This is a genomic window from Neobacillus citreus (genome assembly GCF_018343545.2).
Lineage (GTDB): Bacteria > Bacillota > Bacilli > Bacillales > Cytobacillaceae > Neobacillus > Neobacillus citreus.
In genome coordinates this window covers 67,199-92,779 of sequence record NZ_JAGYPE020000017.1, presented here as the reverse complement: position 1 = coordinate 92,779, position 25,581 = coordinate 67,199, and the positions used below count along the sequence as shown (strand labels likewise).

The 25,581-nt window shown below is 41.1% G+C and carries 26 protein-coding genes and 1 tRNA gene; 20 read left to right on the top strand and 7 right to left on the bottom strand.

Annotation, left to right across the window (positions count from 1 at the left end; translation table 11 throughout):
- Positions 1-341: 341 nt before the first annotated feature.
- On the top strand, positions 342-695 hold the full coding sequence (locus KHB02_RS11830; protein WP_241113828.1) for a hypothetical protein: 354 nt from the start codon (positions 342-344) through the stop codon (positions 693-695).
- Positions 696-837: 142 nt separating this feature from the next.
- On the opposite strand, the gene mreBH is transcribed toward KHB02_RS11830, so the two are convergent.
- Positions 838-1,845 carry a rod-share determining protein MreBH gene (mreBH, locus tag KHB02_RS11825; RefSeq protein ID WP_213140674.1) on the bottom strand — a complete coding sequence of 336 codons (1,008 nt, stop codon included), beginning with the start codon at positions 1,843-1,845 and terminating at the stop codon, positions 838-840.
- 410 nt (positions 1,846-2,255) lie between these two features.
- Between mreBH and miaA the strand changes: the two genes are divergently transcribed.
- From miaA to spoVK, 3 genes are all read left to right on the top strand, one after another.
- Positions 2,256-3,212: a tRNA (adenosine(37)-N6)-dimethylallyltransferase MiaA gene (gene miaA / locus KHB02_RS11820; RefSeq protein WP_213141295.1), complete on the top strand. Its 957-nt coding sequence runs from the start codon at positions 2,256-2,258 to the stop codon at positions 3,210-3,212.
- Positions 3,213-3,239: 27 nt separating this feature from the next.
- Positions 3,240-3,470, top strand: a complete 231-nt coding sequence (gene hfq, locus KHB02_RS11815; RefSeq protein ID WP_213140673.1) for an RNA chaperone Hfq — start codon at positions 3,240-3,242, stop codon at positions 3,468-3,470.
- A 204-nt stretch (positions 3,471-3,674) separates the two neighbouring features.
- Positions 3,675-4,625, top strand: coding sequence for a stage V sporulation protein K (spoVK, locus tag KHB02_RS11810; RefSeq protein ID WP_213141294.1), 951 nt, complete (start codon positions 3,675-3,677; stop codon positions 4,623-4,625).
- 140 nt (positions 4,626-4,765) lie between these two features.
- On the opposite strand, the gene KHB02_RS11805 is transcribed toward spoVK, so the two are convergent.
- Positions 4,766-5,374, bottom strand: coding sequence for a trimeric intracellular cation channel family protein (locus KHB02_RS11805; RefSeq protein WP_213140672.1), 609 nt, complete (start codon positions 5,372-5,374; stop codon positions 4,766-4,768).
- Positions 5,375-5,535: 161 nt separating this feature from the next.
- Here KHB02_RS11805 and hflX point away from each other — a divergent pair, with 161 nt between their 5' ends.
- The 4 genes from hflX to glnA all read left to right on the top strand — a co-directional run bounded on the left by hflX (position 5,536) and on the right by glnA (position 10,824).
- Positions 5,536-6,792, top strand: a complete 1,257-nt coding sequence (gene hflX / locus KHB02_RS11800; RefSeq protein ID WP_213140671.1) for a GTPase HflX — start codon at positions 5,536-5,538, stop codon at positions 6,790-6,792.
- Positions 6,793-6,806: 14 nt separating this feature from the next.
- Positions 6,807-8,078: a methionine gamma-lyase family protein gene (locus KHB02_RS11795; RefSeq protein WP_213140670.1), complete on the top strand. Its 1,272-nt coding sequence runs from the start codon at positions 6,807-6,809 to the stop codon at positions 8,076-8,078.
- Positions 8,079-9,087: 1,009 nt separating this feature from the next.
- Positions 9,088-9,462 carry a MerR family transcriptional regulator gene (locus KHB02_RS11790; RefSeq protein ID WP_213141293.1) on the top strand — a complete coding sequence of 125 codons (375 nt, stop codon included), beginning with the start codon at positions 9,088-9,090 and terminating at the stop codon, positions 9,460-9,462.
- Between the two features lie 27 nt (positions 9,463-9,489).
- A complete protein-coding gene (gene glnA, locus KHB02_RS11785) occupies positions 9,490-10,824 on the top strand; it encodes a type I glutamate--ammonia ligase (RefSeq protein WP_213140669.1) in 1,335 nt (444 codons plus the stop codon).
- Between the two features lie 203 nt (positions 10,825-11,027).
- Here glnA and lexA read toward each other — a convergent pair whose 3' ends face one another.
- The gene (gene lexA, locus KHB02_RS11780; protein ID WP_213140668.1) at positions 11,028-11,651 is read right to left on the bottom strand and encodes a transcriptional repressor LexA; all 624 of its coding nucleotides are present in this window, start codon (positions 11,649-11,651) and stop codon (positions 11,028-11,030) included.
- A gap of 159 nt (positions 11,652-11,810) precedes the next feature.
- On the opposite strand from lexA, the gene yneA reads away from it, so the two are divergent.
- The 9 genes from yneA (at position 11,811) to KHB02_RS11735 (ending at position 20,734) form a co-directional block, all read left to right on the top strand.
- Positions 11,811-12,134 (top strand): cell division suppressor protein YneA, encoded by a 324-nt coding sequence (yneA, locus tag KHB02_RS11775; RefSeq protein ID WP_213140667.1) that lies wholly within the window; start codon positions 11,811-11,813, stop codon positions 12,132-12,134.
- A gap of 14 nt (positions 12,135-12,148) precedes the next feature.
- On the top strand, positions 12,149-12,796 hold the full coding sequence (locus tag KHB02_RS11770; protein WP_213140666.1) for a YneB family resolvase-like protein: 648 nt from the start codon (positions 12,149-12,151) through the stop codon (positions 12,794-12,796).
- Positions 12,797-12,878: 82 nt separating this feature from the next.
- Positions 12,879-13,109, top strand: a complete 231-nt coding sequence (locus KHB02_RS11765) for a DUF896 domain-containing protein (RefSeq protein ID WP_213140665.1) — start codon at positions 12,879-12,881, stop codon at positions 13,107-13,109.
- 178 nt (positions 13,110-13,287) lie between these two features.
- Complete coding sequence (tkt, locus tag KHB02_RS11760; protein WP_213140664.1) at positions 13,288-15,294, top strand: transketolase; 2,007 nt, start codon at positions 13,288-13,290, stop codon at positions 15,292-15,294.
- Positions 15,295-15,498: 204 nt separating this feature from the next.
- A complete protein-coding gene (gene sirA / locus KHB02_RS11755) occupies positions 15,499-15,939 on the top strand; it encodes a sporulation inhibitor of replication protein SirA (protein WP_213140663.1) in 441 nt (146 codons plus the stop codon).
- A 79-nt stretch (positions 15,940-16,018) separates the two neighbouring features.
- Entirely contained in the window at positions 16,019-16,231 is a 213-nt protein-coding gene (locus KHB02_RS11750) for a YneF family protein (RefSeq protein WP_213116217.1), read from the top strand.
- Between the two features lie 426 nt (positions 16,232-16,657).
- Positions 16,658-16,858 (top strand): cold-shock protein, encoded by a 201-nt coding sequence (locus KHB02_RS11745; RefSeq protein WP_213116216.1) that lies wholly within the window; start codon positions 16,658-16,660, stop codon positions 16,856-16,858.
- 329 nt (positions 16,859-17,187) lie between these two features.
- Complete coding sequence (locus KHB02_RS11740) at positions 17,188-18,939, top strand: ABC transporter transmembrane domain-containing protein (RefSeq protein WP_213140662.1); 1,752 nt, start codon at positions 17,188-17,190, stop codon at positions 18,937-18,939.
- Between the two features lies 1 nt (position 18,940).
- Positions 18,941-20,734, top strand: coding sequence for an ABC transporter ATP-binding protein (locus KHB02_RS11735; RefSeq protein ID WP_213140661.1), 1,794 nt, complete (start codon positions 18,941-18,943; stop codon positions 20,732-20,734).
- Between the two features lie 56 nt (positions 20,735-20,790).
- Here KHB02_RS11735 and KHB02_RS11730 read toward each other — a convergent pair whose 3' ends face one another.
- Entirely contained in the window at positions 20,791-20,973 is a 183-nt protein-coding gene (locus tag KHB02_RS11730; protein ID WP_213140660.1) for a Spo0E family sporulation regulatory protein-aspartic acid phosphatase, read from the bottom strand.
- 254 nt (positions 20,974-21,227) lie between these two features.
- On the opposite strand from KHB02_RS11730, the gene KHB02_RS11725 reads away from it, so the two are divergent.
- Positions 21,228-21,935 (top strand): cytochrome c biogenesis CcdA family protein, encoded by a 708-nt coding sequence (locus KHB02_RS11725; RefSeq protein WP_213140659.1) that lies wholly within the window; start codon positions 21,228-21,230, stop codon positions 21,933-21,935.
- Positions 21,936-22,101: 166 nt separating this feature from the next.
- A complete protein-coding gene (locus KHB02_RS11720; protein WP_213140658.1) occupies positions 22,102-22,581 on the top strand; it encodes a CcdC family protein in 480 nt (159 codons plus the stop codon).
- Positions 22,582-22,976: 395 nt separating this feature from the next.
- Here KHB02_RS11720 and KHB02_RS11715 read toward each other — a convergent pair whose 3' ends face one another.
- Positions 22,977-23,408 (bottom strand): DUF2621 domain-containing protein, encoded by a 432-nt coding sequence (locus KHB02_RS11715; protein WP_213140657.1) that lies wholly within the window; start codon positions 23,406-23,408, stop codon positions 22,977-22,979.
- Between the two features lie 242 nt (positions 23,409-23,650).
- On the opposite strand from KHB02_RS11715, the gene KHB02_RS11710 reads away from it, so the two are divergent.
- A tRNA-Sec gene (locus KHB02_RS11710) sits at positions 23,651-23,747 on the top strand.
- 170 nt (positions 23,748-23,917) lie between these two features.
- Here KHB02_RS11710 and KHB02_RS11705 read toward each other — a convergent pair.
- Together KHB02_RS11705 and KHB02_RS11700 are read right to left on the bottom strand one after the other, a co-directional pair.
- Positions 23,918-24,823: a TIGR01777 family oxidoreductase gene (locus KHB02_RS11705; RefSeq protein WP_213140656.1), complete on the bottom strand. Its 906-nt coding sequence runs from the start codon at positions 24,821-24,823 to the stop codon at positions 23,918-23,920.
- Positions 24,824-24,943: 120 nt separating this feature from the next.
- Positions 24,944-25,489, bottom strand: coding sequence for an HXXEE domain-containing protein (locus tag KHB02_RS11700; RefSeq protein ID WP_213140655.1), 546 nt, complete (start codon positions 25,487-25,489; stop codon positions 24,944-24,946).
- Between the last annotated feature and the right edge of the window lie 92 nt (positions 25,490-25,581).

The window sequence follows — 25,581 nt, the reverse complement described above, 5'->3', positions numbered from 1 at the left end:
CGCTTTATTTTGCCCGGGAGTCAGAATCAGATGGGTGAAGGGTAAAAATAGAGCCGTTATTTTACCCGAAAAATGTCTCTTATATGAAAATAGGTAAAAATAACCATTTACCAATGAGATATTAATCCAAAAAGATTGCGAAAATTGCAACAAAATAACCTTAAAACGTATTGGAATGATTTAACATTGGTGAAATAATAATATTGTAAGGATTGACCATTTGAAAAAATGGGGGTATTGCCTTGATTGCCTTTAGTCTATTAAGTATATTTTTACCTGCAGTTTTGCTTATTTTTATTGTTGTTTCTGTAGTGAAATACAAAGACAAGGGGGGAGAGGCTGTGATACGCCATCTTTATACGTATTTGGTGTTATTTGCAACCCTGATGATGGTCATCGGAGGCGGGATCTCGATTTTTATGGCAGCCGCTGATTTGATTAGTCCGCCGGGCTATTATCAAAGCTATGAAGATTTTAAAATGATGAAAGAAAGCGGTAAGATTTCGAATGAAAATGGAGAGAAATTGACTGAGAAAGAACTTCGTGCGAACTACGAACAGGCCGTCGAAGATCAAAAGAACCGAACACGAGAGCAAGCCAAGAACCAAATTATCAAAAGCCTAGGATTCATCATTATTCCGCTGCCGATTTTTCTATATTTTAATAGTTTACGAAAAAAACAGAGTGATATTTAAATAAAAAAAGCCGCATTCTCCTTCGAATATAGGAGAGAATGCGACTTTTTTGTTAAAAAACTAAAATTGCCATTTTAAAACTAACTTCTAGTTTGAGGTATCAAATATATCAGCGATCCCGTTTTTCAATCCAAAAATACCTCTATTTCACCGCAACCTGAATCTTACTCATATATTGCAACGCCTTCCCGGTGCCGATGGCGACTGACTCAAGCGGACTAGGTGCCAGCTGGACGGGTACAAAGATTTCACTGCTCAGCCATGCCTCCATCCCGTTCATTAGCGCACCGCCGCCTGTGATAATTACACCACGGTCGACGATATCTCCGCTCAACTCGGCCGGGCTGTCTTCAAGTGTGGCACGGATGACCTCTAAAATATGCAGTAGTGATTCCTTCATCGCACTACGAATTTCGTAGGATGAAAGTTTAATAGTTTTTGGTAGACCAGTCAGCAAGTCGCGGCCGCGAACATCCATGAACTTTTCTTCATGGTCGATTAACGCAAAACCGATTTCCATTTTCACATTTTCTGCCGTTCTTTCACCGATTAGCACATTGTATTCCTTACGAACATGCTGAATAATATCATCATCAAGACGGTCGCCGCCGATTTTAATGGAATGGAAAGCAACCACGCCTCCGAAGGAAATAATCGCAACCTCTGTGTTGCCGCCGCCGATATCCACGACCACATTGGCAACCGGCTCGTCGATTGGCATGCCTGCTCCAATTGCAGCAGCGACCGGCTCTTCAATTAAGGTAATCTTCTTGGCTCCGGCGTTCCTTACGGCATCCTGAATTGCCCTTCTCTCAACACTTGTCGAACCGGACGGAATGCAGACCACGACATTTGGCTTTCGCATTGCAAAGCCAATCTTTTTAGACGCCATTTTCATGATTTGTTTAAGCATTTCTGTTGTGACATCAAAGTCAGCAATGACACCATCTTTTAACGGGCGGACTGCCACGATTTTCTCAGGTGTTTTCCCAATCATTTCTTTCGCTTCGGTACCGACAGCGACGATATTTTTCGAAACGGTATCTATTGCCACAACGGATGGCTCGTTTACGGCAATCCCCTTATTTTTGCTATAAACCAATGTATTTGCAGTACCTAAATCAATTCCAATATCAAAAGTAGATAACATTCTATTCACCTAATTTCTAATTTTTCTTCATCCAATGACAAAATACGATTAATTTTTACAAAATATCCTACGTATTAGCCTACCATGAATCTGGGGGTGGAAAGCGCTTTGTAAAATAACCGTTATCTTTTTGTAAATAGACGAAATGTAATTCATACATTTGAAATATAAATTCCTCTTCAAAAAGTGCATAGAAAAGAATATTATTGTATATACTTATTTGATGTTCAACTGCTTTTAAAAATTGTGTTACGATAAAGGAGAAACGCTCCTAACAGGCGTCGACTGTAAATGAAAACTCGTCGATTGGCGAGTCCGTGAGGACGAAGACAGAGGCGTAGTTGAATTTATGCGTTAAGAAAGTTTATACTTTCTTATTAGCTAAAAAGGGATAAGGCAGTGTGAAAAGATTGGAATTAAATCAGAAATTATTAGTGATCATCGGACCAACCGCTGTGGGAAAAACAAAGCTGAGCATTGAAATGGCTAAATCTTTCAATGGCGAAATCATCAGCGGGGATTCGATGCAAATTTACCGCGGCATGGATATTGGAACGGCGAAAATCAGGAAAGATGAAATGGAAGGGATTCCGCATCATTTAATTGATATAAAGGAGCCGGATGAAAATTTTTCCGTTGCTGAATTTCAAACCCTTGTTCGTGCTAAAATAAAGGAGATTGCCGAAAAAGGGAAATTGCCCATCATTGTTGGCGGGACAGGGCTTTATGTTCAATCTGTCATCTATGATTATCAATTTTCCGATGCTTCTGGAGATGACGAATTCCGCAGGCAGCTCGAGGAACGGGCGAATAGAGAAGGGAATGAGGCTCTCTACAAGGAACTCTCCGAGGTTGACCCGGAAAGTGCCGCTGAGATTCATCCTAATAATCTCAGAAGGGTGATTCGTGCTCTAGAAATCTTCCATCTTACAGGAAAAACCAGACAGGAATTTCAAAAATCTCAAGCGCCGGACCTGCTATACCAAACCGCCCTAGTCGGATTAACGATGGACCGTGATAAACTTTATGAGCGAATTAATGCCCGCGTCGATTTAATGATGCAGGAAGGGCTATTGGACGAGGTAAAGGGACTGTACGAACAGGGTTTGCGCGACTGCCAATCCATTCAGGCAATAGGCTACAAAGAGATTTATGACTATCTTGATGGTAAAATATCATTAGAGCAAGCTGTCGAGAACCTAAAGCAAAACTCGCGGCGTTATGCCAAACGGCAGCTGACATGGTTCCGCAACAAGATGGAGGTTGAATGGTTTGATGTAACAAATGTGAACAGCTTCGCAAAAAAATTCATGGAAATTTCACAATATGTTGAAGGAAAGCTTCAAGTAAAATCGAATACATATTAGTAGAGATAAAAGAGGAGGATATACAAAATGAAAACAACAATCAATATTCAGGACCAATTTTTAAACCAATGCCGGAAAGACAATACCAATGTGACGGTATTCCTTTTGAATGGCTTCCAGTTAAGAGGCTGTATCAAAGGCTTTGATAATTTTACGGTTTTGTTTGAATCAGAGGGGAAACAGCAATTGGTTTATAAGCATGCCATTTCAACCTTTGCACCGCAAAGAAATGTGCAGTTGGACTTGGAAAATCAATAAATCTTCACCCGTGGGCCCATACAATTTGGGCTCTTTTTTTTATTTTTTTCAAAAGAAAACTTTTTTAATGAATTTCCCGAACGGTGAATACAAATAGAATGAAGGATTATGATTTTCTTGAAATAACTCACCACAAACAAGAAAGGCATACATTCCTGCAAGCTAATTTACGTATCCTGGTTGCGTTTAGGAGAGGTGAAGGCTTTGGATCAACCGATTCGTATGAAAAGCAATGGCCAAATAAGCGTTTCTCTCAACTCCCAAAAAAGAAAAACAGTAACGAAGACGTTAACTGATTTTCAAGTTGCTCCAAAGGTTATTCCCCCTGAGCATTCCGCCTTAAAGGAAATCGAAGAGGAACTTGGTGCTTTGGTTGGCATGGAAGAAATGAAACGAACGATAAAGGAAATTTATGCATGGATTTATGTCAATAAAAAGCGCGAAGAAATGGGTCTCAAAGCAAAAAAGCAAGCTCTTCATATGATGTTTAAAGGTAATCCGGGAACGGGGAAAACCACAGTCGCACGGCTGATTGGCAAGCTTTTTCAAAAAATGAACGTGCTAACGAAGGGACATTTAATCGAAGCGGAGCGGGCTGACCTCGTTGGGGAGTATATCGGCCATACAGCACAAAAGACGAGGGACTTGGTAAAGAAAGCTCATGGCGGGATATTGTTTATTGATGAAGCTTATTCCTTAGGACGCGGCGGCGAAAAGGATTTTGGCAAAGAAGCGATTGATACTCTCGTGAAGCATATGGAGGATAAACAGCATGAGTTTGTCCTCATTTTAGCCGGCTACTCAAGAGAAATGGATTATTTTCTATCGTTAAATCCAGGGCTCCATTCCCGTTTTCCATTAGTGATCGATTTCCCGGATTACAATATTGGACAATTAATGCAAATCGGGGCGAAAATGCTGGTGGAAAGGGAATATTCGTTAAGCCATGAGGCAGAAAAGAAAATAAAGGATCATTTAATATGGGTGAAGTCTGTCTTAAGCCCCAATCATTTTTCCAACGGGAGATACGTCCGCAACATCATTGAAAAATCGATTCGGGCCCAGGCGATGAGGCTGTTATTGCAAAACAGTTATGACCGGCACGAGTTGATGACGATTCGCAGTAATGACTTGGTGTTTGATGAGGATGGTTAAATGAAAAAATCGACGAGGGCTATCCCCGTCGATTTTTTTATTGTCTAGCTGCAAAAGTAATGCTTCGAGAGCATAAGCTACGCACGACTAAAAGCGATAGCTTTTAGGAGGAGCGCCTGGTCAAGGCGCTTCCGCTTTTCTTAGTTCATACGCTGCAAGCCGTGTGTCGGCAGCTTCCAGTCGTATGTGTAGGAAAGGACACGCAGCGCTGTCACGATAATGAACAATGTATACAATTCCCAAGATTGTGTGGCTATTTTAAGCCCGATGAGGAGCCCGGCAAGAATCGCCCAGACTGCATAGATCTCAGAACGCAGCACAATCGGCTTTCTTCTTGCCAATAAATCTCGGATAATACCGCCGCCGCTTCCTGTTAATACGGCTGCAACGATCACCGCGCTTAGCGGATGATTCATATTTGCTGCGTAAATGGCACCTTGGATAGCAAATGCCGACAGCCCGATGGCATCGGTGAAATTCCCCCACTTTTGCCAGTGTTTTAAAAGATTAGTTGGAAATAAGAATACGGCCGTGATCGATAATATAGCAACCTGAAAAAATAACCCCTGTTCCCAAATAGCTGAAACCGGTACACCTATTAAAAGATTGCGAATCGCCCCGCCGCCAAAAGCGGTGACAATCCCCAAAATATATACTCCTAAAATATCATATTTTTCTTCCATGGCCACAATCGCGCCGCTGACCGCAAAAGCGATAGTGCCAATCATGCTTAATACTTCCCATGTCATTTCGTTCCGCTTCTCTCCGATGTATATTTCTTTTTATAAACAATAAAAATTTTATCACGATACTCCAAAATTACAATAAAAAAGTATTGGGAAAATTAGAGTATCGGAGTGTTTTTTGTTAAGATGGAAATTAGAGCTTTAACGGAAAGGAAGGATGCCGTTTGGAACAAAGAGAAACAAAGGAAAAAGCCATTCTGGTCGGCTGCCAAATCGATGATGACGACCTAAGGTTTCAATATTCAATGGATGAGTTAGGATCCTTAACGGAAACGGCGCAAGGAGAAGTATTGGCTTCGCTTGTCCAAAAGAGAGACCGTCTCCATCCAGCAACGTACATAGGTAAAGGAAAAGTGGAAGAATTATCAGCGCTTGTGGCCGAATTGGAGGTTGACTTGGTCATTTTTAATGATGAGCTTTCTCCAAGTCAGAAACGGAATTTAGCTTCCGCAATTGAGGCGCGTATCATTGACCGGACCCAGCTGATTTTAGATATTTTTGCACAAAGAGCCCGTTCTAAAGAAGGTAAGCTTCAGGTAGAGCTTGCCCAGTTACAATATATTCTGCCGCGTTTGGCTGGACAGGGTACGGCATTGTCACGTCTTGGCGGGGGAATCGGAACAAGAGGTCCAGGGGAAACGAAACTGGAGTCAGACCGCCGTCACATCCGCCGCCGTATAGATGATATCAAAGGCCAGCTTTCGGTGGTCGTGCAGCATCGCGAGCGTTACCGCGAACGCAGGAAGAAAAATAAAGCCTTTCAGGTTGCCATTGTCGGTTACACGAATGCCGGGAAATCGACGCTTTTTAACCGGCTTTCCGAGGCAGATTCATATGAAGAAAACCAGTTGTTCGCCACGCTCGACCCGATGACACGAAAGCTGATTTTGCCAAGCGGCTTCTTGTCTTTAATTACTGACACCGTTGGCTTCATTCAGGACTTGCCGACCGCGCTGATCGCCGCCTTCCGCTCAACTCTTGAAGAGGTAAAGGAAGCGGACCTATTGCTTCATGTTGTCGATATGTCGAATCCGGATTATTTTCAGCATGAAAAAACGGTTAATAAACTTCTTGAAGACTTAGATGTCAAAGATATCCCGCAATTAACCGTTTATAATAAACGGGATCTTCAGCATCCCGATTTCGTACCGACCGCTGACACGCCGACAGTGTTCATTAGCGCTTTTAATGAAGAAGACCGTCATGCGTTAAAGGTGAAAATCGAGCAGCTTGTCGTGGGCATGATGGAACCATATGAAGTAATGGTACCTTCTACAGAAGGAAAGCTCTTGTCGCAATTAAAAAATGATACGATTCTCAGGGAACTTACCTTTGATGAAGAAACTCAAGACTACCGCTGCAAAGGGTATTCCCTAAAGGATCATCAAATAACAGGCCAATTACAGAAATTCAATGATTAAAGGGAGTTAACAGCATGTTTCAACACTTGAAAAATGGGGAAAAGCTTCAGCTGATTGTAAAGGAAGTCGAAAAACAAATTACTGAAGTACATAAGGCTATAGAGGAGCGCATTGAATCCAATCAGTTCCGAGTTTTACAAAGCTTTCAAAAGCACCGGGTAAGTGATTCTCACTTTATTCCTTCTACTGGTTATGGTTACGACGATATCGGCCGCGATACGTTGGAATTAGTGTATGCGGATGTTTTCGGTGGAGAAGCGGGTTTAGTTCGTCCGCAGATTATTTCTGGGACTCACGCCATTTCAATTGCGTTATTTGGTGTGCTTCGCCCCGGCGATGAGCTATTGTACATTACCGGAAAACCGTATGATACCCTTGAGGAAATCGTCGGAATCCGCGGGAATGGAGTAGGTTCCTTAAAGGAATTTGGAATTTCCTATGACAGCGTTGCATTGACCGATGAAGGCGGGATTGATTGGGAAGGAATCGCTCGAAAAATTAAACCAACTACGAAAATGATTGGCATCCAGCGCTCAAAGGGGTATGCAGTCCGACCATCGTTTACGGTTGCGGAGATTGGTGAAATGATCAGTTTCGTAAAGGAAATCAAGCAGGATGTTGTCGTGTTTGTTGATAACTGCTACGGAGAATTTGTTGAAGATGTGGAGCCTTGCCATGTCGGAGCAGATTTAATGGCGGGGTCATTGATTAAAAATCCAGGCGGCGGCCTTGCTAAAACTGGCGGCTATATCGTTGGGAAAAAACAGTGGGTGGAAGCCTGTTCTTATCGGATGACCTCTCCGGGAATTGGTGCCGAAGCGGGGGCTTCTCTTTACAGTTTGCAGGAAATGTATCAGGGCTTTTTCTTAGCGCCTCATGTGGTCGGGCAGGCTCTGAAGGGTGCTGTTTTTACCGCTGCCATGCTGGAGCGGCTGGGGATGAATTCTTCTCCGCGATGGGATGCGCGGCGGACAGACCTGATTCAATCCGTTCAGTTTGATGACCGGGATAAAATGGTCGCCTTCTGCCAGGCTATCCAGTTCGCCTCACCGGTGAATTCTTATGTCACACCGCATCCAAGCTACATGCCTGGTTATGAGGATGATGTCATAATGGCTGCTGGTACATTTATTCAAGGTGCAAGCATTGAACTGACAGCAGATGGCCCGATCCGCCCGCCATATGTCGCTTATGTGCAAGGCGGCTTAACCTATGCCCACGTGAAAATGGCTGTATGTTTGGCATTGGATCATTTGGTTGAAAAAGGGTTACTGGATTTGGAATAGGGGAAAATTGTATAGGACTTATATGAGCCCGAACGCTTGAAGGAGTGGTTGGTTCGGTAGCATATAGGACTTATATGAGCCCGAACGCTTGAAAGAAAGGTTGGTTGGGAAGCATATAGGACTTATATGAGCCCTAACTTTTGAAAGAATGGTTGGAACGGTAGTATATGGGGCTTATATGAGCCCGAACGTTTGAAAGGATGGCTGGTTGGGAGGCATATAGGACTTATATGAGCCCGAACGCTTGAAAGATAGGTTGGTTGGGTAGCATATGGGTCTTATATGAGCCCGAACGCTTAAAAGGATGGCTGGTTGGGAAGCATATAGGACTTATATGAGCCCGAACGCTTAAAAGGATGGCTGGTTGAGTAGCATATAGGACTTATATGAGCCCCGAATTCTTGAAAAATCACCGGTTGGATAGGATAAAGCCTTATATGTGGGCAGATTGGCGAATTAGGAGGATTCATAACACCCGAAGCAAAGAAGATATTACCGATTCAGTCGTTATGAATGCTTCATAACACCCGAATCAAAAAGAAAAATCCCAATTCAGTCGTTATGGAGGCCTCATAACGCCCGAAACAAAGAAGATAATACCTGTTCAGTCGTTATGAACGCTTCATAACACCCGAATCAAAAAGAAAAATCCCAATTCAGTCGTTATGAGCGGCTTCATAACGCCCGAAGCGAAGAGGGAAATACTAATTCAGTCGTTATGGAGGCTTTATAACGCCCGAAGCAAAGATGGAAATGCCAATTCAGTCGTTATGACCGCTCCATAACTCCTCTACCAGAGAAATCCAAGGAGGTTCGGTCGTTATCAATGAATCATCACTCCTCTTGCCAGGATTTGTAGCCAAAAATTACGATTTTAAGAAACTATTAAAAAACCATGTTAGATTATCTTACATATCATTGACATATTTCCTAACACCAAATATAATACAAATATAAATTAGCAAAAGGGAGGAGAAAATTGGTGAGTGGAAAAGAAATTCGCCGATCAATGCCATTGTTTCCCATCGGTACAGTGATGCAACTGACCGAACTTACCGCCAGGCAAATTCGCTACTATGAAGAACACCAATTGATATCTCCGGCACGTACGGAGGGAAACAGGCGACTTTACAGCCTAAATGACATTGACAGGCTGTTGGAAATAAAAGACTTAATTGACCAGGGAATCAATATGGCTGGCATTAAGCAATTATTATTGGTTAAAGAACAGCAAGAGTCGCTGCTTGAACAGCAAGCGAAAAGTGCAAAGCGCGAGGTTACCGATGATGAGCTGAGGAAACTTCTTCGCAATGAACTGATGCATTCAAACAGACTGAATCGTTCGTCATTGAGACAAGGAGATCTTTCACGCTTTTTTCATTAATTTTTAATAAAATTGGAGGAATTGCAAATGCCGAAGTACACAAGAGAAGATATTCAACGCTTGGCTAAAGAAGAAAACGTTAAATTTATCCGCCTTCAGTTTACTGACATTCTTGGAACCATCAAAAACGTGGAAATTCCAATCAGCCAGTTAGAAAAGGCACTTGATAACAAAATGATGTTTGACGGCTCCTCTATCGAAGGGTTCGTACGTATTGAAGAATCTGATATGTACCTGTACCCAGATTTAAACACTTGGGTAGTATTCCCTTGGACTGCTGAAAAAGGGAAAGTGGCCCGCTTAATCTGTGATATTTACAATTCAAACGGAACACCATTTGCCGGAGACCCGCGCAATAACTTAAAGCGTGTATTAAAGGAAATGGAAGAGCTTGGCTTCACTGACTTCAACCTTGGGCCTGAGCCAGAATTCTTCTTATTTAAATTAGACCAAAAAGGCGAGCCAACTTTGGAATTGAACGACCAAGGCGGATACTTTGACTTAGCTCCAACAGATCTTGGTGAAAACTGCCGCCGTGATATCGTGCTTGAGCTTGAAGAAATGGGCTTCGAAATCGAAGCATCCCACCACGAAGTAGCACCTGGCCAGCACGAAATCGACTTTAAATATGCAGATGCTCTTACAGCATGTGACCAAATCCAGACTTTCAAGCTAGTTGTAAAAACAATTGCCCGCAAGCACGGCTTGCATGCAACCTTCATGCCAAAGCCATTATTCGGCGTGAACGGTTCCGGAATGCACTGTAACGTTTCCTTATTCAATAATGGTCAAAATGCATTCTTTGAGCCAACAGGCGACCTGCAAATGAGCGATACTGCACGTCAATTTATCGCTGGTGTACTAAAGCATGCACCATATTTCACAGCAGTTACCAACCCAACTGTTAACTCTTATAAGCGTTTGGTTCCAGGTTACGAGGCACCTTGTTATGTGGCATGGTCTGCACAAAACCGTTCACCGCTTGTTCGTATCCCTGCTTCCCGCGGCTTGAGCACACGGATTGAGGTTCGCAGCGTGGACCCTGCAGCAAACCCATACCTAGCACTCGCTGTCATTTTAAAAGCAGGTCTAGATGGAATCAAAAACAATTTAACTCCTCCAGCACCAGTTGACCGGAACATCTATGTGATGACGAAAGAAGAAAGAATCGAAGAGGGCATCATCGATCTTCCAGCAACATTGGCAGCAGCACTTGAGCTATTGAAATCAAACGAAGTTATCGTTTCTGGCTTAGGCGAGCATATCTTCGAACACTTTGTGGAAGCTAAAGAGATTGAATGGGATATGTTCCGTACCGTCGTTCACCCTTGGGAACGCGAACAATATATGAGCATGTATTAATATGATGAAAACCCCCTGACGCTAGGCGTTAGGGGGTTTTTGCTACTTTTTTGTTCGAGAATCGGAAAGATAAAAAAGGTTTAATCTTAACTTTTTGGGGAGGGTTAGGAGCCTATCCATTCAAAGTTAAAAAGGTAATCCCGATCCAATTAAATAAAAAAAGCCCAATCAAAATACAGATTGGACTCCGGGAAATCTATCAACTAATGAATCTGCCGATAAACCCCAATAACTTTCCCCAAAATGGTAACATTGTTTAAAATGATTGGATCCATCGTAGAGTTTTCCGGCTGCAGGCGGATGTAGTCTTTCTCCTTGAAGAATCTTTTACAGGTAGCCTCGTCTTCTTCGGTCATCGCAACAACGATATCCCCGTTGTTAGCAGAAGGCTGCTGCTTTACAATAACGTAATCCCCGTCAAGAATCCCTGCTTCAATCATACTTTCTCCCATGATTTCAAGCATAAAGACATTCTCGCTAGAAGGAGCAAGTCTTTCAGGAAGAGGAAAGTATTCCTCAACATTTTCAATGGCCGTAATCGGCAGTCCGGCAGTAACTTTACCGACAACTGGGACATTTACAACATGGTTTCGAGGGATATGAGCAGCTTCATCCGCTTCTAGGATTTCGATAGCCCTTGGTTTTGTTGGATCTCGTCTAATTAAACCCTTGCTTTCTAATCTGGCTAAATGCCCATGTACAGTAGAACTCGATGCCAGTCCGACTGCTTCGCCAATTTCCCGAACAGATGGCGGATATCCCTTTGTTTTCACTTCTCCTTTTATGAAATCAAGGATATCCTGCTGCCGCTTTGATACTTTTACCATGATAAATTACACCTCGCCTGGTTAATGTTGTTTTTATTATAACATGTTCGCATAATTTATACAAACATAAGTTCGAATAAAGCTTGACAACAAACAAACGTTCGGATTATAATCAAATCAAATAAAACGAACATACATTCTAATCAGGGGTGTTTTTTAATGAAAAAAATATGGAACCAATACTCGTACGCTATTATTCTTCTATTATTAAGCTGCACATTAGCATTTGTATTAGCATTTCAGCAAAGTCCGAAAAATCAGGATAAATATTTGAAAGTGACTGTAACAGACGGAGACACACTATGGGAAATTTCCCAAAAGTATGCAGGCGAGCATTCATTATCGAACAAGGAATTCGTCAACTGGGTGAAAAAACATAATCGGGATGTAGGGGATGAAATTTTTCCAGGTGAAGAAATTTTAATTCCGGTTAGTAATGAAGCTCCCCCAGAAAGGGAATTAGCAAGTGCATTAGAGAAATAGGAAGGACCTAAAAAATGAACGCAATTATATATTGCCGCGTAAGCACGAATAAGGAAACGCAGGAAACATCATTGAGACGCCAGGAAGACGAGCTTGTCCAGCTCGCCAATCGATATCAATTCCATATCGATTCAATTATTAAAGAGCAGGCGAGCGGCTATGATTTCGACAGAGATGGTATCCTGCAGCTTTTAGAGCGCATTAAAGATAAACAAGTCCAAGCTGTCCTAATCCAGGATGAAACAAGGCTCGGCCGAGGGAATGCCAAGATCGCCATCCTGCATTGCATTTTAAAAGAAGGAATTAAACTATACAGCATTTCGCATAGTGGTGAATTGCAGCTTTCCGAATCGGATTCAATGGTGCTTAAAATCGTCAGCATGGTGGAAGAGTACCAGCGCAAGCTTCATAATGTAAAAATAAAACGCGGCATGAAGCGGGCTGTTGAACAAGGCTACAAGCCAGAAAAAAATTTAAAGAATCTAGGAGAGCATTCGGGCCGGGATAAAATTGAAGTCCCTGTTCAAGAAATAGTCAGGTTGAGAAAAAATGGCCTGACCTTTTCAGAAATTGCCGCAACATTAAGAGGCTTTGGTTATAACATTTCGAAAGCCACTGTACATAGAAGATACCAGGAATTCATTGAAGAGCAGGAGGAATAAACCTTCATCCTTGCCAGGTGGATTCTTTTCTAGTACAATCTTGTCTTAATGTTAGCAGTTTTTTGGAAAGGAATGTACTTGAATGCTATCCAAGGAAAAAATGGCCAGAATCAATGAATTGGCAAGGAAAAAGAAAGCGACGGGTTTAACAGAAAAGGAAGCAAAAGAGCAGTCATCACTTAGAAGTGAATATTTAGCTGCTTTTCGGTCGCAAATGCTGGATACCCTGACAAATACAAAAATAATTGATCCACTTGGGAATGACGTTACACCTGAGAAAATAAAAATCAGAAAAAAAAATAATCTTCATTAATGCATCTGGGAATACAATTTATTTGTATTCCTTTTTACATATACTGCGCTTACATGTGTCAAAATAAATAATAAAGTGAATTTTGCTACAAAATAAGTAGTAATTTGTTGAATAAAAATCCACAGCACTATAATATTAAAGTTGTTTGTATTTTCCGAAGAAGGAAGGTTGTAAAAAGATGTTTAACACAATTGATGATTTATCTGTCACCACGATTCGTACGCTTTCAATTGATGCTATCGAGAAAGCAAACTCTGGACACCCTGGAATGCCGATGGGTGCCGCTCCAATGACTTATACATTATGGACAAGATTTATGAACCACAACCCAAAAAATCCACATTGGTTCAACCGTGACCGCTTCGTATTGTCCGCAGGTCATGGCTCTGCATTGCTATACAGCATGCTTCATTTATCCGGCTATAATTTATCCATGGATGATTTAAAGCAATTCCGTCAATGGGGAAGCAAAACTCCAGGACATCCTGAATATGGTCATACTGAGGGAGTAGAAGCAACGACTGGTCCGCTTGGTCAAGGTATTGCAATGGCAGTGGGAATGGCTATGGCAGAACGTCATGTTGCTAGCGTTTATAACAAAGACAAATATGAACTTGTGAATCATTTTACATACAGCGTTTGTGGAGACGGCGACTTAATGGAAGGCGTATCTGCTGAGGCTGCATCACTTGCCGGCCACCTAAAGTTAGGCCGTTTAGTAGTATTATATGATTCAAATGATATTTCCTTGGACGGAGACTTGAATAAATCTTTCTCTGAAAGTGTGAAGGACCGCTTCCAATCTTACGGATGGCAATATCTTCGCGTTGAAGACGGCAACAATTTCGAAGAAATCGCTAAAGCACTTGAAGAAGCAAGAAATGATTTAGACAGACCAACCATGATTGAAGTAAGAACAGTGATCGGTTACGGTTCACCTAACCGTGCCGGCACATCTGGTGTTCATGGCTCACCACTTGGTGCAAATGAGCTAAAGCTTACTAAAGAAGCTTATAAGTGGACTTTCGAGGAAGACTTCCATGTTCCACAAGAAGTTTACGACAACTTCAAAAAGCTAATTGTTGAAAATGGTGAGAAAAAAGAAAAAGAGTGGAACGACATGTTCGCTCAGTATAAAAACGAATATCCAGAGTTGGCAAGCCAGCTAGAACAAGCATTAAATCATGAACTTCCTGAAGGCTGGGATAAGGATGTTCCGGTTTACACTGAAGGCAAAGGGCTTGCAACTCGTGCTTCTTCAGGTGAAGCGTTAAACGGCATCGCTAAAAACCTGCCGATTTTAATTGGCGGTTCTGCTGACCTTGCTGGTTCAAACAAAACAATGCTTAAAGGGACAACTGACTTCATGCCAGGCGCATATGAAGGCCGCAACATCTGGTTCGGTGTTCGTGAATTTGCTATGGGCGCTGCCATGAATGGTATTGCCCTGCATGGCGGGGTTAAAGTTTTTGGAGGAACATTCTTTGTATTCTCTGATTACCTTCGTCCGGCAATTCGCCTTGCCGCATTAATGGGTCTTCCTGTTACCTATGTATTTACACACGACAGTATCGCCGTTGGGGAAGATGGACCAACTCACGAACCAATCGAGCAGCTTGCGGCATTACGGGCAATGCCAGGTCTATCACTAATTCGTCCTGCTGATGCCAATGAAACAGCAGCAGCGTGGAAGCTTGCAGTTGAATCAACAAACAAGCCGACAGCTCTAGTATTAACTCGTCAGGACTTACCAACATTAAAAGACACAGATAAAAACGCATATGATGGAGTTTCTAAAGGAGCATATGTTGTTTCCCCAGCAGGAAATAATACTCCAGATGCCCTATTGCTAGCAGCTGGATCCGAAGTAAGCCTTGCAGTGGAAGCACAGAAAGCACTTGCTGGAGAAGGAATCCAGGTTTCTGTTGTCAGCATGCCATCATGGGATCGTTTCGAACAGCAATCTCAAGAATACAAAGACTCTGTCCTTCCAAAGAGCGTGAAGAAGCGTCTTGCTCTGGAAGTCGGAGCATCCTTCGGCTGGCACAAATATGCTGGTGATGAAGGTGACGTATTAGCCATCGATCATTTTGGAGCATCTGCACCAGGTGAAAAAATCATGGAAGAGTTCGGATTTAGTGTGCCAAACGTCGTTGCTCGTGTGAAAGCACTTTTACAAAAATAATCAAATGACGAGAGAGAGCGGAAATTTCGCTCTCTCTTTTTTATATGGAGGAAATCCGTCAGCTTCTATCGAAATAAATAACTGATATAGGACTCAAATTGCAAATCGACAAAATTAGTGAAAGTTTTTGCCGCGATAAGACAAATGTTTTCGGAGCGATTCTTTATAATAGATAAAAGGATTGTCAGCGGAGGAGAGGTTGGAATGAGGAAATATCAGCTTTATTTAATAGAAGATGAATTTGCCACCCATTACTTCGGACGAGAACGGTTGTTTTTTCAACTATTCCAAGAACATCAGCACGCACGGGGCGAGCTTCAATTTATTACAAAAAAACAAATTGCCTATATAACAAAGAAAATAGAAGTATTAAAAATCCACCAGCTGATTCAAAGACAGCTTGGAAAAATAAAGGGCTTTAAAGCAGACCATGGTGCATATACGATCGATCTTAGTGGAAAAATAAGTAGGGCAAAATTGGAAGTCTACCAGGATTTAATCTCTCTGGAGGCACATGGAAGCTATGAAGCGGAGACAGCGTTTTTTGAAGTGCTGAGAAAGTGTGAATCCTCCTTTTTGGCAATTGACCTAGAACATGAGCGGTTTGGCTGGTTAAAGCCAATTAAAGAAAGAAAATATGTCTAATTAAAATCGAATATTGTCTAATTTCGTTTTATTTAGTACACTGTTGTATGGTAGACAACATGAAGGAGGAAATTATTATATGATGTACGTTCTAGTTGGTATACTGGCACTTGTCGCTGGTGTAGCACTAGGATTTTTCATTGCTCGCCGTTATATGATGAGCTATTTAAAGAAAAATCCGCCAATCAATGAGCAAATGCTTAAAACCATGATGATGCAAATGGGTATGAAGCCTTCACAAAAGAAGATCAACCAAATGATGCAGGCCATGAATAAGCAAACTGGCAAGTAACACGTTGATATATCAAGGTTAGTCAGATGGTTGAGAGCAATTTTTAAGAATCGGATAAGTTTACGACTTAATCCTTCATCATAAATTCTTATAAAATTGCTTAATCCTTCAATATTTCAACACAAAACCACTTTTCTATTTGGAAGCTTAACCAAAGGAAGGTGGTTTTTTTGTTATTAGAGGATGTAATTAAAGTCTTCGGGACAAGTTTAGAAGGTTCTTAATATTTAAATGGGGTTTTTTACAAACTGGCTTATTATTTTACTTTTTAGATGCTTGCTTTTGTTATCGAAGCGTGTTACACTAGTAAAGAATTATTTTTGTTCGGTGTAAAGGATAGTATAAGGAAAACTTTTCGTCTTGATGATCACTGAGAGCAAGGATAGTATTACATTGTGTGTTTACACATTTCAGGAGGCAACAAAAATGGAAAACGGTAAAGTAAAATGGTTTAACAGCGAAAAAGGTTTCGGATTCATCGAGCGCGAAGGTGGAGACGATGTATTCGTTCATTTCTCAGCTATCCAAGGCGAAGGTTTCAAAACTTTAGAAGAAGGTCAAGCAGTAACTTTCGATGTTGAGCAAGGACAACGCGGACCTCAAGCAGCTAACGTTCGTAAAGCTTAATTAAACCAAAAACAAAACAGGCTCTGTAAAGGGTCTGTTTTTTTTATGCATAAAAAAAACCCCTATTCACGAATGAATAGGGTCATGAAAACAGTAAATCAAATGGTAAACCAAGTGTAACATATAATCTTGAAATTACCTAGTTTTTTCGGAAATTTGTTGATAAGTACACTCATCATAGCGTTGAGTGTCTTTTTTATTGCGTTAAAGCGTTAATTTCCTAATCTTCCTTATTTTAGAAAAATTTGATAAAATAAATCTTCGTCAGGCTAAATATTTTTTACCAGTTATGAACGGTACATGATTTTAATCCGTTTGGGGGAGGTCATATGAAGGTTTTTTTAGAGCTGGGCTGGTTTTTTAAACAAGAGAAAAAAGCATACATATCAGGGGTTTTCTTTTTACTAGTGGTGGCTTTGCTGCAGCTGGTTCCGCCTAAAGTCATCGGAATTGTGGCTGACCATATAAATGAAGGGACGATGACGAAAGGACAACTTACGGAGTGGGTTTTTGTACTTGTTGGTGTCGGACTTGCTACCTACATCCTTAGATACTATTGGCGGATCATGATTTTCGGATCCTCAGTAAAGCTAAGCAAAATTTTAAGAAATCGTTTATATCATCATTTTACAAAAATGTCCCCTGCCTTTTATCAAAAAAGCAGGATTGGGGATTTAATGGCACATGCGACCAATGACCTTCAGGCTATTCAGCAGACAGCAGGGGCGGGGGTTTTGACTTTAGTAGATTCATTGTCAACCGGCGGTTTTGTTATTCTGACAATGGCCATTACAATCAGCTGGAAATTAACGCTCATTTGTTTAATCCCGCTGCCGATTATGGCGATGCTGACAAGCTGGTTTGGGACTATGCTGCACAGAAGCTTTCATAAAGCCCAGGAAGCTTTTTCATCCTTAAATGATAAAACGCAAGAAAGCATTACTGGAATAAAGGTCATCAAGACATTCGGCCAGGAACAAGAGGATATTGAAGACTTCAAAAAACAATCAGATGATGTCGTTCAGAAAAATATCGTCGTCGCCAAAATTGATTCCCTCTACGATCCGACTATTTCCATCATCGTCGGAATTTCCTTTTTCCTATCCATTGTATTCGGTGCCAAGTATGTGCTGAATGGCGAGTTGACGATTGGTGAATTAATATCTTTTACTACCTATTTAGGTTTATTAATCTGGCCGATGCTGGCATTCGGATGGCTATTTAACATTGTGGAGCGGGGCCGGGCTTCCTATGACCGTGTTGCAAAGCTCCTTGGCGAAAAGGTCGAAATTACCGATCATGAACAAGCGACGGACATGGTACCATGTGGTGATGTAGAGTATCGAATCCATGAATTTACGTATCCAGGTGAATTGCAGCCCATTCTTAAAGAAATTCAGTTTAAATTAAACAAAGGGGAAACTTTAGGGATTGTTGGAAAAACTGGCGCCGGAAAAACAACACTTTTAAAACTCCTGATTCGCGAGTTTGAAGGCTACAAAGGGGAAATCCTCTTTGGCGGTAGGGCTCTACAGGATTATAAACTGGAAAAATTAAGAGAAGCGATTGGTTATGTACCGCAGGATCACTTCTTGTTCTCTGCAACTGTTGCCGAAAACATTGCCTTCACAAATCCATCAGCAGACCGTCAAGAAATTGAAATGGCAGCAAAATTAGCGAATATCCATGAAGATATTCTCCAGTTTACGGACGGATATAGGACAATTGTCGGTGAGCGGGGAGTATCGTTATCAGGCGGGCAAAAGCAGAGAATTTCGATTGCCCGGGCACTGTTGATGAATCCAGAACTGCTGGTGTTTGATGATTCCTTATCGGCCGTTGATGCGAAAACGGAGGAAGCGATCCTTTCAGCGCTTAAGGAAAATCGTGAGGGGAAGACAACCATCATTACGTCCCACCGATTAAGCGCGATTCAGCACGCCAACCTCATCCTGGTTTTAGAAGACGGAAAAGTCATTGAACGAGGCACACATGAGGAATTGATGGAGCAGAACGGCTGGTATCAGGAAATGTATTTACACCAGCAGCTAGAAGAGCTGGTTGAGCATGGGGGACATTAATATGGAAGAAAAAGTTCAATTATCGGAACGCGAACAAAGGAAAGTTTTATTCCGTCTCCTTTCCTATACCAAACCACATAAAAAGACGATTTCTCTTGCCTTCGTCCTGCTGCTGCTAACAACAGTGGGAGATATTGTTCTGCCGCTTCTCGTCAAAATCTTCCTGGACGATTATTTGACACCGGGAAATCTGGAGTTTAAGCCATTGTTGCTGCTTGGCTCTTTGTATATGGGAATACAGATCGTGAAAGCGATTCTCTTATTTTTTCAATTGGTAAAATTTCAGGAGATAGCCTTATATATCATCCAGCAGCTCAGAATCGATGTTTTTTCAAAAGTGCAGGCATTGGGATTGAAGTATTTTGATAAAACACCGGCGGGGAGTATTGTCTCACGGGTTACCAATGATACGGAAGCGATTAAAGACATGTTTGTCACGGTGCTGGCAACCTTTATTCAGAGTGGTTTTTTGCTGTTTGGTATTTTCATAGCCATGTTTATCTTAAACGTGAAGCTAGCCTTGATGTGTGTGATTATTATTCCGATTCTTATTTTTGTAATGGCTCTATACAGAAAGATGAGCTCGCGATTTTATTTGGATATGCGGGAGCGGCTCAGCCAGTTGAATGCCAAATTGAGCGAATCACTTCAGGGTATGGCCATTATACAGGTCTTTCGGCAAGAGAAGCGCCTGCGAAATGAATTTGGAGAAATCAATGAAAAGCACTATAACGCGGGAATGAAGAATATAAAAATAGACGGTCTGCTGTTAAGGCCGGCTATTGATTTAATTTATATTTTTGCCTTAATCATCGTGTTAAGTTACTTTGGGATTACTTCCTTTGATACTAGTGTGAAAATTGGTGTTATTTACGCCTTTATCAATTATCTGGATCGTTTCTTTGAACCGGTGAATCAGATGATGATGCGCCTGTCATTATATCAGCAGGCGATTGTAGCAGGCTCACGGGTATTTAAATTGCTCGATGAAGACAGCTTAGCACCTGCCCATAATGATGAGGGGGTCAACCAGATTGAAAAAGGGAAAGTAGAGTTTAAGAATGTGAGTTTTTCCTATGATGGGAAACGAGATGTCTTAAAAAATATTTCCTTTGCCGCTAATCCTGGTGAAACAGTTGCCCTTGTCGGTCATACAGGAAGCGGGAAAAGCTCGATTATCAATTTGATGATGAGGTTTTATGAGTTTGAACATGGTGAAATTTTGGTAGACGGGGAATCCATCCGCAACTTTTCAAAGGTTGAGATACGAAAGAAGCTAGGCCTAGTCCTTCAGGATCCGTTTTTGTTTTATGGGACGGTAAAGGATAATATTCGTCTCCATCATACCGACTTGACTGACTCGCAAATTGAAGAGGCTGCCCGATTTGTTCAGGCTAATACGTTTATTGAAAAGCTTGAGGATGGCTATCAGCATAAAGTGGTCGAGCGGGGCGCAACTTTCTCAAGCGGGCAGCGGCAGTTAATTGCCTTTGCCCGGACGATTGCAGCGAATCCGAAAATTTTGGTACTTGACGAAGCGACTGCCAATATTGATACAGAGACAGAGGAAGCAATCCAGACGGCCTTGGCAAAAATGCGGAAAGGGCGAACCACCATTGCGATTGCCCACCGGCTATCAACGATTCAGGATGCCGATTTAATCCTTGTGCTGCATCAAGGTGAGATTGTTGAGCGGGGGAACCATCAGGAGCTTCTGGCGCAACGAGGACTCTATCATAAAATGTTCCTGCTGCAAAACGGGTTGGTAGAAAAAATGGAGGATGTCATCAACTAGAAGGGTAAACAAATAAAGAAGCCTGGAATGCCAGGCTTCTTTATTTGTTTGTATGGTTATTGAGCAACGAACGATGACGAGATTTTTGTTATATATGCTCTATTGTATTCATTTATTAAATGGTCAAGCTCCTGACTGTAGCGAATGGCAATGGAGGAGGTCAAGCCGTTTTTGGTCGCAACTTTATAAAGCTCAGCACGTTTTTTTTCAATTAAAGTAACTATATCTTGTTTAACCACGGCTGATATCCTTTCTGGAAAAATCCCAAAAATTTTACTTAGAGGTCTGACTTCTAAACTATTAAATGGAACTGTTTTACTAGTATAACCTAAGTTGTAAATTATTTCAAAGATAATTTGTAAATAAATATCCATCTATAATGGCGATATTTACTAATATCAATGATAGACACAAAATATTCATGATAATCATTATCTTTTAGCCTTAAGTTTTGTTAGAATGAAAGGGTATCGACTATATTGGGAGTGTTAATATGGCAGATGTAAATTTATTTTTAGCGCTGGGGGCAGGGTTCTTAAGCTTCATTTCTCCATGCTGCTTACCGCTTTATCCTGCGTTCTTGTCGTATATTACGGGGATGTCAGTGGGTGAATTAAAAAGCGAAAATGCGATGCTGACGAAACGGAGCCTTTTACATACATTATTTTTCCTGATTGGTTTTTCCGTTATTTTTATTGCGATTGGTTTTGGTACATCATTCGTTGGCAGCTTCTTTCAAGAATACAAGGATTTAATCCGGCAGCTAGGCGCCATATTTATCGTATTCTTCGGATTAGTGATTGTCGGCATTTTGAATCCCGAATTTTTGATGAGGGATCGCCGCTTTGAATTTAAAAACCGTCCATCCGGTTATATTGGTTCGATTTTAATTGGGATGGCGTTCGCAGCAGGGTGGACCCCTTGTACTGGTCCGATTCTTTCATCGGTTATTCTGCTTGCCGCGTCCAATCCAGGCTCAGGCGTTTTATACATGACGGCCTATTCGCTAGGGTTTGCGATTCCATTCTTCATTTTATCATTCTTTGTCGGCCGGATGAATTGGATCAAGAAACACAGCGTTAAAATTATGAAAATAGGCGGCTATATCATGATTGTCATGGGAATTATGCTGTTTTTTGACTGGATGACAAAAATTATTCAATTTCTTTCTCCATTGTTTGGCGGATTTACTGGATTCTAAGACTTTTTGAAACCATTTTCGTTTATTCGAAAAATGGTTTCCTTTTTTTGTATTGGTTTCCTTGTGCATTCAATTTTTCCACGAGGATAACAGTAAAAATCTTTATCCATTTTCATAAATATGAAGTATAATGGGAAAGTAAATTATAGGGTAAGGAATGAATCCAATGAATTACGTTCTTATTTCAACAATAGGTGCCGTTTTTATGGGCACTTTAGCATTTTTTGTACGGATGAAAGCTGCCGCAAAGCCAACCAGTGTAAAAAAGATTATCTTACCGCCAGTATTTATGTCGAGTGGGGCATTAATGTATGTAGTTCCGCAATTCAGATTAACGCCAATGGAAATACTCGAGGCTGTGGTGGTGGGGATGTTTTTCTCAATATTCCTCATTAAAACATCGAAGTTCGAGATTCGTGACAATGATATTTATTTAAAGAGGTCAAAAGCGTTTGTCTTTATCTTAGTCGGCCTCCTACTTATTCGTATTGTACTGAAATCAATCCTAAGCAGCACGATTGACGTTGGTCAATTAAGCGGTATGTTCTTCCTGCTAGCGTTTAGCATGATTGTGCCTTGGCGTGTTGCGATGTATACGTCTTATAAGAAGCTTTATAAGGAACTTCATGGAATAAAATTGTTGTAATTTATGGAACACTGGCTTTTAAGGCCGGTGTTTTTCTATTTTAATAGAGGTCTACGTGCCTGAAAATGATGAAAGTGCTAAGGGAAAGTCACGTAAGAAAGTTCTACTTGCCTAAAAAGGGTAATGAGGTGAAGGCATGGTCACGTAGATGAGTTCTACGTGACCAAAAAGGGTGAAGCTTTCAAGGAAAGGTTACGTAGAAGGGGTCTACATGCCCGAAAAGGGTGAAGGAGCTAAGGAAAGGTCACGTAGGGGAGATCTACGTGCCCGAAAAGGGTGAAGGTGTCAAGGGAAGGTCACGTAGGAGAGTTCTACCTACCCGAAAAGGTAATTGAAGCTAGGAATTCGTCACGTATCATTTCTAATTAAAATAAAAAACCGTTCCTAAGAACGGCCTAAAATAAATGCTCATATGGAGCAACATCAATTTTATTCTCAAATAGCTTTTTCCGTAAAAACTTATGATCCCGTTTAGGAGTAGCTTGGATATACCCGCGAATGACCAATTCTTCAGTTATCCTTGGAGCCTTTTCATTAAGGGCAATCTCGCCGATTTTCCCCGCAATTTTGTGCCGTGCTACATCACGGAATAATTCCGGAACAGGGCTGACTAAATCCTCAAGCAGCGCTTTTTCATCAGGTCCCCATAAATGGCGGGATTCATTAACGTAATGCTCCTCCCAATCCATAACTGATTTCCCATCTTCTTTTGGCATCTTTTTTAAGAACTTTCGAAACATAAAATATCCGCCAATAGAAAATGATCCTATTAAAAAGAATGTCCAAAAAAGGATAAACCACAAAAACCAACCTTGAAGTTGAAACATGTTATTTCACCTACATAAACGTTATATTCAACCTTCATTATAGTCGGTTTTTAAGGGAATTGACAAGTTATCATAAAACGCCGATAATGAAAAAGTCTATTTGATAAGGAAATTGTTAAAGTTCCTTCTATTAAAAAAGTTGTCGAAAAAATGACAATGGGGTTCAATTTATTGATTAATACTATATTTCAATGTAATATAGTGTTACGAACAAGGTAATTAAACAAGTCTACTTTTAATACGGGGATGGATGGGGTACTGGTGTCCTCCACAGTCTTCAAAACTGCTTGAGACCTGCGTGCCAGGTCTGGTGGGTTCGATTCCCACGCATTCCCGCCAACCTTGATATATAAGATTTTTTGAAGGTTTTTGAGTAGTTAAATTGAGGTTTAAAGTTGTTGGCCAACAACTGAAAATATTACATAGGTTATTTAATGAGCTGCTCGAATTAGTGGGCAGCTTCTTTTGCATAATTGGTAACACATGAGATGAAGAAGGTAGAAGTAACGTTAACCTAGAATATCAGAAAGAGCACTTTTTACATCTGTATAATGAAAGGAGTAATTGTGGTAAAGTGCTTTTTGAGGAAGTACTCGCTGCCCTTTTAATATAACCTGACTCATTTCACCAAATGCCACTTTTAAAAAAAACTCAGGCACACGGAGCCAATGTGGGCGGTGAAGGACGTCTGAAATTGACCTTCCGAATGATGACATGCGAACTGGATTAGGAGAGGTCACATTCAACGGTCCATCTATTTCGGGATTAATGATGGCGAAGTAAAGCATCTCAACCACATCTTGAATGTGAACCCAGGAAATCCATTGCATTCCATTGCCGATTGTCCCCCCAATACCAAATTTATACGGCAACACCATTAGCGGTAAGGCACCCTTTTGACCAAGAATGATACCGAAGCGTGCGAAGACCGTTCGAATGCCAAATTCTTTTGCCGCAGCCCCTTCATTCTCCCACAGCCTTACAACTTTTGCTAAATAATCATTTGCATTACTTTGTGAGGTCTCATTAAACGTCTTGAAATCTGACATCCCGTAGTAACTTAAACCTGAGGCGTTAACAAGAACTTTTGGCTTGGGATTAAGATGTCCTAGAATTCGAATTACCTCTTTTGTGGCTGTGAGACGACTATTCAAAATAGCCTCCTTTTTACTTTTGGTCCATCGCCCGCCATTGATTGATTCCCCGGCTAAATTGACCATTGCATCCACATCCTCAAGTTCGTTTTCAGGCTGATTATCTTCAGAAAGCCATTCAACATAATGAACGAACTCATCTGTTCTATTATTATCAGGAAGACGTCGTGTTAATATGGTTACCCGATGGCCTTTTTGAGTCAACAGGTGTGTTAAGGCTTGACCCAGAAACCCGGTTCCTCCTGTTAAGACAACATGCAAATTACTCGCCTCCAGCAACTATCTTTTTATGATGGATTAACTTATCGGTTAAATGAGGAAAAGCAGCCATGTTATTCAAGAATGAAATGCTGACCAAGTAAATAAAAGAGTGAGGCCAAGTTAGTGAATAAAATAACGGCCTATGAGATTGCCTACAAGAAAAATCGGGATCATTAATAGGCTGACGGGAATACTTGCGAAAATTAAATGCCCGTCAATCAGGCCGCGTTCGAATAAACTGTAATAGGCAATAAGACAGTAAGGGATGAGGAGGAACAGCGCCGTTATGATACCAGGTGTATAGCCTTTAAAAAAGATGGACTGAACAATATGCATGGTCGCCTGCAGAATAAATAAATTGAGAATTGCTGTATATAAAAGAAATCCCCTTCCGTTCAAGGAGAAATGGGCAGTCATCAATGTGGTGAATGAGATAATCAGCAAAATCCATGTAGCCGAAACAGAAAGTTGGGCAGCGGTCGAACCTAGTTTTCTCCGCATTTTTAATGTTAGTTCGACGAATGGAGTTTTTTGAGAACTATATTTGTATTTACTCATGGAAGATTCAATTGTTATGATCTCTTCTAGGTCATGGAAAATAAAGATGATAGGGAACAACCAAATGACTGTATTAAGGTCGAAAAATTGGAGTAAAGTTTCAAGCATATTTTACCTCCTGCTTGTTAAGACTTTGTATGGTTGTAGTTTTGTTCAGTGTATGGGACAGGAAATAAAAATATGCCAGCCTATATGTTTTA

What these genes read in the sequence shown, in the direction of transcription:
- mreBH (WP_213140674.1), bottom strand. Translation starts at nt 1,845, where the DNA reads ATGTTATCTACTTTTGATATTGGAATTGATTTAGGTACTGCAAATACA.
- hfq (WP_213140673.1), top strand. Translation starts at nt 3,240, where the DNA reads ATGAAAACAACAATCAATATTCAGGACCAATTTTTAAACCAATGCCGG.
- KHB02_RS11805 (WP_213140672.1), bottom strand. Translation starts at nt 5,374, where the DNA reads ATGACATGGGAAGTATTAAGCATGATTGGCACTATCGCTTTTGCGGTC.
- KHB02_RS11795 (WP_213140670.1), top strand. Translation starts at nt 6,807, where the DNA reads ATGTTTCAACACTTGAAAAATGGGGAAAAGCTTCAGCTGATTGTAAAG.
- KHB02_RS11790 (WP_213141293.1), top strand. Translation starts at nt 9,088, where the DNA reads ATGCCATTGTTTCCCATCGGTACAGTGATGCAACTGACCGAACTTACC.
- glnA (WP_213140669.1), top strand. Translation starts at nt 9,490, where the DNA reads ATGCCGAAGTACACAAGAGAAGATATTCAACGCTTGGCTAAAGAAGAA.
- lexA (WP_213140668.1), bottom strand. Translation starts at nt 11,651, where the DNA reads ATGGTAAAAGTATCAAAGCGGCAGCAGGATATCCTTGATTTCATAAAA.
- yneA (WP_213140667.1), top strand. Translation starts at nt 11,811, where the DNA reads ATGAAAAAAATATGGAACCAATACTCGTACGCTATTATTCTTCTATTA.
- KHB02_RS11770 (WP_213140666.1), top strand. Translation starts at nt 12,149, where the DNA reads ATGAACGCAATTATATATTGCCGCGTAAGCACGAATAAGGAAACGCAG.
- KHB02_RS11765 (WP_213140665.1), top strand. Translation starts at nt 12,879, where the DNA reads ATGCTATCCAAGGAAAAAATGGCCAGAATCAATGAATTGGCAAGGAAA.
- tkt (WP_213140664.1), top strand. Translation starts at nt 13,288, where the DNA reads ATGTTTAACACAATTGATGATTTATCTGTCACCACGATTCGTACGCTT.
- sirA (WP_213140663.1), top strand. Translation starts at nt 15,499, where the DNA reads ATGAGGAAATATCAGCTTTATTTAATAGAAGATGAATTTGCCACCCAT.
- KHB02_RS11750 (WP_213116217.1), top strand. Translation starts at nt 16,019, where the DNA reads ATGATGTACGTTCTAGTTGGTATACTGGCACTTGTCGCTGGTGTAGCA.
- KHB02_RS11745 (WP_213116216.1), top strand. Translation starts at nt 16,658, where the DNA reads ATGGAAAACGGTAAAGTAAAATGGTTTAACAGCGAAAAAGGTTTCGGA.
- KHB02_RS11740 (WP_213140662.1), top strand. Translation starts at nt 17,188, where the DNA reads ATGAAGGTTTTTTTAGAGCTGGGCTGGTTTTTTAAACAAGAGAAAAAA.
- KHB02_RS11735 (WP_213140661.1), top strand. Translation starts at nt 18,941, where the DNA reads ATGGAAGAAAAAGTTCAATTATCGGAACGCGAACAAAGGAAAGTTTTA.
- KHB02_RS11725 (WP_213140659.1), top strand. Translation starts at nt 21,228, where the DNA reads ATGGCAGATGTAAATTTATTTTTAGCGCTGGGGGCAGGGTTCTTAAGC.
- KHB02_RS11720 (WP_213140658.1), top strand. Translation starts at nt 22,102, where the DNA reads ATGAATTACGTTCTTATTTCAACAATAGGTGCCGTTTTTATGGGCACT.
- KHB02_RS11715 (WP_213140657.1), bottom strand. Translation starts at nt 23,408, where the DNA reads ATGTTTCAACTTCAAGGTTGGTTTTTGTGGTTTATCCTTTTTTGGACA.
- KHB02_RS11700 (WP_213140655.1), bottom strand. Translation starts at nt 25,489, where the DNA reads ATGCTTGAAACTTTACTCCAATTTTTCGACCTTAATACAGTCATTTGG.